Origin of the sequence: Psychrobacter sp. GW64-MNA-CIBAN-0177 (genome assembly GCF_040309585.1) — a bacterium.
In the GTDB taxonomy this organism is placed as follows: Bacteria; Pseudomonadota; Gammaproteobacteria; order Pseudomonadales; family Moraxellaceae; genus Psychrobacter; species Psychrobacter okhotskensis.
This window is the reverse complement of the sequence record NZ_JBEOOY010000209.1, coordinates 1-275: the sequence shown is the minus strand read 5'-3', so window position 1 is coordinate 275 and position 275 is coordinate 1. Positions and strand designations below refer to the sequence as shown.

General features: G+C 37.1%; 1 protein-coding gene. It reads right to left on the bottom strand.

Going from position 1 to position 275, the window contains the following annotated elements; genetic code table 11:
- The coding region (locus AAEY79_RS14810; protein WP_352289120.1) for a hypothetical protein at positions 1-275 on the bottom strand (275 nt) is incomplete at both ends.

Genomic DNA, 275 nt, shown 5'->3' with positions numbered 1-275 from the left:
GGATAGCTTGTCCCTGCTGGTTATAAAAGCCAGTGGCGCTATGCTCAATAAAACCAAGGTTAATCATTTTAGCTAAAAAGGGATCGTTTTCGTTGTCGCCTATATCGGCATAGTCGGTAGTTTGAAAGTTATCCCATTTAGCAAACTGAGCAACTATCACTTGCTCATTACTGCTTACATTATTAAGGCTAAGTAAGGTGCTTACTTGGCTTTTTTTATTGCTAACTCTAAGCGTTTTAACTAACTTTAACTGTGTAAATAAAGCCAGTTTATAC